We start from the raw sequence: 5,660 nt of genomic DNA, 5'->3' as shown, positions 1-5,660 counted from the left end.
GCCTCTGCCCTGCTCCCCTGCGCGCGCGGCTTCAATAGCAGCATTAAGAGCAAGTAGATTAGTTTGCTCGGCGATACCGGTGATCACTTCAAGAATCCCTTCGATATTTTCAGACTCTTGCTTCATCTGACCTATGGTTTGAGCGGCTGATTCAATGTCTGAATCAAGCTCATTAATCGAGTTAATCGACATATCCATCTTCGACTTACCAGCAGATGCCAACTCACGAATTGCTAACACCTGCCCCAGTGAAGACTCGGCATTTCTCGCCACTTCATAAACCGCCGATTCCATTTCGGTGACCGCTGTCGCAACTGAACTAGTTTGGAATTTCTGGCTCTCTAACATCTCTTCCGATTTCGTCGAAACATCGAGCGCACCTTGTGCCGAATGAGAAAGCGTACTAGAGCTCTCTTTTAGCCCTGACAGCACACCGCCAAGCTTGTTAGCGAGCTGATTAATGCCAGCAGCAATCTCGCCAAATTCATCTTTTTTCTTCAGATCGATATGCTGGTCGATCTGACCATCACCCAACGCAATAAGTGCTTTGGTAATACTCTTTAATGGCGTTTTAATACTCTGAATCTGACTCCACACAATCAAAACACTGACCACTATCGCTACAATAAACAGCACAGAAGTCATTAGAATATTTGAGTCAGCACCTCGTTCCACTTTCTGGTTGGTACTCGCCACTAACGCATTTATCGATTGAGATAGTTTATCAAGGCTGTTCGCACCTCGATTGACCAATGAGCCGATTTCAACAAGGTTTTGGTTTATCTGCTCACCTAAGGATACCAACTTGATCTGCAGAGACAGATAGCCTCGTTCATCGTTAACCGAAAAGTTTAGAAACTCTACAAATGGCTTTAGTTTCTCGGCTGAGTCAGGTGCCATATCGGTGAGCTTTTCGATTCGAGAAACAGTTTTTAACGCATTGGCCGATAGCTTCTGCTTAATATTATTCAGCAGCTCCAAGTTCTCAATATTGCTAACGCCACTTAGGGTTGCTTGAGAAAGGGTTAAGCTGTCGGCGATAACCGAAACAGCAAAGCTTTCTACTAAGCCTAAGTTACTAGCGAGTAACACTGCTGCATCTCTCTCATCATCGAAAGTAATCCATCTGGCTGTGTAGTTCTGTATTTCCGCACGTGAGACGTCTCGCGTCGTCGCCAGTTCATTGGTAGCGCTTATCTGCTGTTGTCCCAAAGCAAATGCTTGAGAAAATGCTTGATCCGCTTGTTCTAACAAACGATTAAAGTCGCTTTGGCCTGCCAATGAACGGCTCAATGAAGCACGCAAGTCTGTATATTGTGTGACGGCAGAATCAAATTCATGCTCTAGCTGATTGCGTTGTTGGTCGTTGAGCGCGTTAGCATGTTGACTCACCGCTCTGTTAACGTTTTGTGCGATAATCGCAAGTTGGTAGCTGCGCTCCACGATAGGAATCAGTTCTTCTGCAGTTTCTTTATAAGCACTTGATGATTGCTTTTGGGCATAGAAGCCCACCCCCGCTAAGAGTGTCATCAAAAAGACGACAATACTAAAGCCTAATATGGTGCGACTAATGACAGTTAAATTCAATGTTAGCCCCTTGTATGGAGTCTTCGGCAATAAAGCGTGCCTAGCTCCGTTTATTGTTGTAGGAAGAGGCTCCGATAAGAAGCCTCTTTAGTTCACGTTTTGTTGGATTGATTAAATAGTAGTTGATAACGCAAAACTTGCATTTGGTATGGGCTTACTATTTGAAGCTAAGCGCGTTTGCGTTAGCGACCTTCTGAGTTGACAGTTACAATCGCAGCAAACACTGTATGCCAGAAGCGCAGAGGTGATTTTCTGTATTGATGGAGAGGTGTTGATTGAGACGCCACAAAAGGCGCTAGTATTGAAAAAAGGTGAGTCGGCGTTTGTCACCTGTGATTCCCAGGCTTACCAGTTTAGTGGCTCAGGAACCTTTGCCAGAGCTTACAACTAGCAAACTGGTTGGCGTTGGATTACTGTTAAATCCAGCGCCTCACACGCTGTTTATAATCTAAATATTCTGCACCAAATAAACATTCCAACGCGCGCTCCTCAGGCTTAATTTGAAAACGGTTCATATAGGCGATGAAGCCAAAGCTAAACACGATAGCCAATAGGTTTTGCTGCCAATAGGCGTAACCAAACAACAGCAAAAACAGACCAAGGTACATAGGGTTACGGCTATAACCAAAGATACCTGAATCGACCACTGATGACGCCTGATCGACTTTGATTGGATTCACCGTCGTTTTCGCTCGTTTGAACTCGAATACACCCGCAAGCCCGACATACCCTGAAACGATAAAGCACAAACCAAACACCGCAGAGTTGAGCGGTAAGCTAACCGTAAAGGCGAGAAACTCGAGGCTGATATGGTTGATAACGACAAAAAACAGCAGAAATACGGCTACCGGTGGTATCTTTCGTTCGAGTTTATCCATTGGCTTTCCTTAGTTTTCGCTTGGCTAAATACAAAATAGCTCAACCATGTAAGTTGAGCTATATGATCTAAATTATTTCTAACAAAGCCTGGAGAGGATGCTTAACCTTAGTATCTTCGAAGCGTTTTACCTGACTTCGGCAAGAGTAACCGGTAATCAAGCAGCGCTCTTTAGGCAGATCTTCCAGTCTCGGCTTCCAACTAAGCCCATAAATATCTTTCGACATTTGTAGCTTATCGACTTCATGACCAAAGGTACCCGCCATGCCACAACAACCGACTGGCACGGTATCTAACCTTGCACCAAAGTGAGAGAAAATCGCCCCCCACTCTTTCTCAGCGTTTGGCAATTTGGTTTTCTCGGTACAGTGAGCAAACAGATACCAAGGATCTTGTCCATTGGAGGGGCGCTGTTCCATTTCTGCCAATTTCGGCTCTAACCACTCATGAACGGTAAGAACTTGGAAGTCGCCACGTGTGTCACCCAGTACTTCTTGATACTCGTCTCGATAGCAAAGTACCAAGGCAGGATCGACACCCACTAGCGGTACACCTACATCGGCTACTTTCTGCAAAAAGGCTGCGGTCGTTTTCGCATTCGCCGCAAACTGCTTTAAGAAACCTTTAATATGCTGTGCTTTTCCATTGGGTTTGAACGGCAACAAAACAGGCGTTTTACCTAATTTAGCCACCAGCGATGCAAAATCTTCCACCACTTGCGCGTCGTAGTAACTAGTGAACGGGTCTTGAACAATCACAACGTGATCCGCTTTGTCCTCTTTCGACATTGCCGCAAGCTGTTGCAAATCAAACGGCTTAAGTGAAGAGAGACGCTTGTCTAACGTCGGAACAGATAGCAACGGAGCATCAACATAACCGACTGTTTTTGCAGTTACATCTTGTATCCACTTCTGTTTTAACGCGCCATTAACCAGTGCAGGCGCTTTGGCCATTAACGGCAACATGGTCTCGATATTCGCAACTAAGTAGTCTTTAGCAGGGCGCTGATAACGTGAGTAGTAGATGTTCAAGAATCGCGAGCGAAAACTCGGCACATCAACTTTGATTGGACATTGACTCGCACACGCTTTACATGCCAAACAACCATTCATCGCTTCATACACTTCGTGAGAGAAGTCGTACTCGTGACGTTTATTAACCGTATTACGCACGCGATCGATCATCGTTTTTATCGACGCATTTTTCTCGAGAGTCTGCTTCTCAAGATCTAAAATATCGATACCTTGCTCAGTCAGCTGACGCAACCATTCGCGAACTAACCCTGCTCGGCCTTTTGGTGAGTGACGACGATCGGCAGTCACCTTCATTGAAGGACACATAGGTGAAGCAGTGTCGTAATTAAAGCATAAGCCGTTGCCGTTACACTCCATCGCTTGCTTAAAGCTGTCACGCACTTGAACATCAATCTGGCGATCAAAATAGCCACGCTTGGTGTCGGTAACTTTGACTAACTCCTCACTGCTCTCAAGCGGAGTACAGATCTTACCCGGGTTCATCTTGTTGTGCGGGTCAAAAGCGGCTTTAACTCGGCGAAGCTCAGTGAAAAGCTCTTCACCGAAGAACTCTGGGCCGTACTCAGAGCGATAGCCCTTACCGTGCTCACCCCACATCAAACCGCCGTACTTAGCCACTAGCTTAACAACCTCATCTGAGATCTCATGCATTAAGCTTTCTTGCTTTGGATCGCACAAATCAAGGGCTGGACGAACATGAAGTACACCTGCATCTACGTGGCCAAACATGCCGTAGTTAAGTGACTTAGCATCTAGCAGCTCGCGGAACTCGACAATAAAGTCAGCAAGGTTTTCGGGTGGTACACAGGTGTCTTCCGCAAAGGCGACTGGTTTAGCACGCCCTTTCGCAGCACCAAGCAGGCCAACGGCTTTCTTACGCATGTTGTAAATACGGCCAATACTGGCAACATCACTACACACTTGATAACCAATAACTCCCGCTTCATTGCTTTCAAGCATGGCTTCAAGGCGCTCGGTAAGCGAGTTGACTTGCTGCTCAACCTCAGCTTCATCTTGACCCGCAAACTCAACCATATTGATGCCCTGCATATCTTTGCCAGGAACGTCAGTTAACAGGTCGCTTACCGTGTGCCAAACGATATCTTGCTTAGCTAAGTTGAGTACACGCGAATCGACGGTTTCAACCGATAGTGCATTAGCCTCGACCATAAACGGTGCGCTACGCAGTGCAGAATCAAAACTATTGTATTTAACGTTAACTAGGGTGCGAGCCTTAGGAATCGGAGTCAGATTTAGCTTGGCTTCGGTAATAAACGCGAGCGAACCCTCTGCACCACAAAGTACACGGGTAAGATCGAAACTATCTGTCTCTGTGTCTAGTGCATTTTTTAAATCGTAACCAGTTAAGAATCGGTTTAAAGAAGGAAACTTGTCATCAATCTGAGCGCGCTTTTCACGACACACTTTCTCGGTCACATGATAAGCATCATAAGCAAACTCACCCTCTTGAGGCATACCATGCGAGAGATCCGACTCTAAGCACGAACCATCTGCAAACACCGCCTGTAAAGAGAGAACGTGATCAGAAGTCTTACCATACTTCAGTGAGCCTTGACCGGATGCATCTGTGTTGATCATTCCGCCTAGCGTTGCACGGTTACTAGTCGATAGGTCTGGCGAGAAAAAGTAGCCAAACGGCCTTACCGCATCGTTAAGCTGGTCTTTGATGATACCAGTTTGAACGCGAACCCAACCCTCTTCCTGATTAATTTCAAGAACTTGGTTCATATAGCGAGAGAGATCAACCACCACCCCTTTGGTTAAGGACTGACCATTGGTTCCTGTACCGCCACCGCGTGGGGAGAACTTGATGCGCTCGAACTCCGCTTTGTTGCTGATTTTACCAATCAGGGCAACATCTTGGGTGGTTTTTGGGTGTACCACCGCTTGGGGTAACTGCTGATAGACACTGTTGTCTGTCGCGACTGCCAAACGACTGGAGAATTGACTTTCTATATCACCACTAAACCCGGCGGCTTGCAGCTGTTCGAGAAAGGTGAGAACGATCGGATCCACATCCGATTGAGAATGTAATCTTGGTAACATGTGCTTCCTGCCCCTACAACGCTGATCCAATCAGCAGTGGGTTTGCTCAGATTAAAACTATTATTTGAATCAGGTCACTTTACAACATTTAAAAG

The 5,660-nt window shown here is 46.1% G+C and carries 3 protein-coding genes and 1 pseudogene; 1 reads left to right on the top strand and 3 read right to left on the bottom strand.

Translation table 11 applies throughout. The features are described from left to right. Positions 1 to 1,587 (bottom strand): methyl-accepting chemotaxis protein (locus QTO00_RS13645; RefSeq protein ID WP_331425295.1); only part of this gene is annotated, 1,587 nt, incomplete at its 3' end. 217 nt (positions 1,588 to 1,804) lie between these two features. On the opposite strand from QTO00_RS13645, the pseudogene QTO00_RS21000 reads away from it, so the two are divergent. Then, positions 1,805 to 1,978, top strand: a pseudogene (locus QTO00_RS21000) (mannose-6-phosphate isomerase); the annotation flags it as partial. Between the two features lie 25 nt (positions 1,979 to 2,003). Here the strand turns inward: QTO00_RS21000 and QTO00_RS13640 are convergent. Both QTO00_RS13640 and ydiJ read right to left on the bottom strand, forming a co-directional pair. Next, positions 2,004 to 2,465, bottom strand: a complete 462-nt coding sequence (locus QTO00_RS13640) for a methyltransferase family protein (protein ID WP_331425294.1) — start codon at positions 2,463 to 2,465, stop codon at positions 2,004 to 2,006. A gap of 67 nt (positions 2,466 to 2,532) precedes the next feature. Next, a complete protein-coding gene (gene ydiJ, locus QTO00_RS13635; protein WP_331425293.1) occupies positions 2,533 to 5,565 on the bottom strand; it encodes a D-2-hydroxyglutarate dehydrogenase YdiJ in 3,033 nt (1,010 codons plus the stop codon). Positions 5,566 to 5,660 lie beyond the last annotated feature (95 nt).

The sequence above is a fragment of the Vibrio sp. M260118 genome (assembly GCF_036533755.1).
Classification (GTDB): Bacteria; Pseudomonadota; Gammaproteobacteria; order Enterobacterales; family Vibrionaceae; genus Vibrio.
This window is presented reverse-complemented; position numbering and strand designations above follow the sequence as displayed.

Excerpts from the sequence above, each read along its gene's own strand:
- QTO00_RS13640 (WP_331425294.1), bottom strand. The coding sequence starts at position 2,465 with ATGGATAAACTCGAACGAAAGATACCACCGGTAGCCGTATTTCTGCTG.
- ydiJ (WP_331425293.1), bottom strand. The coding sequence starts at position 5,565 with ATGTTACCAAGATTACATTCTCAATCGGATGTGGATCCGATCGTTCTC.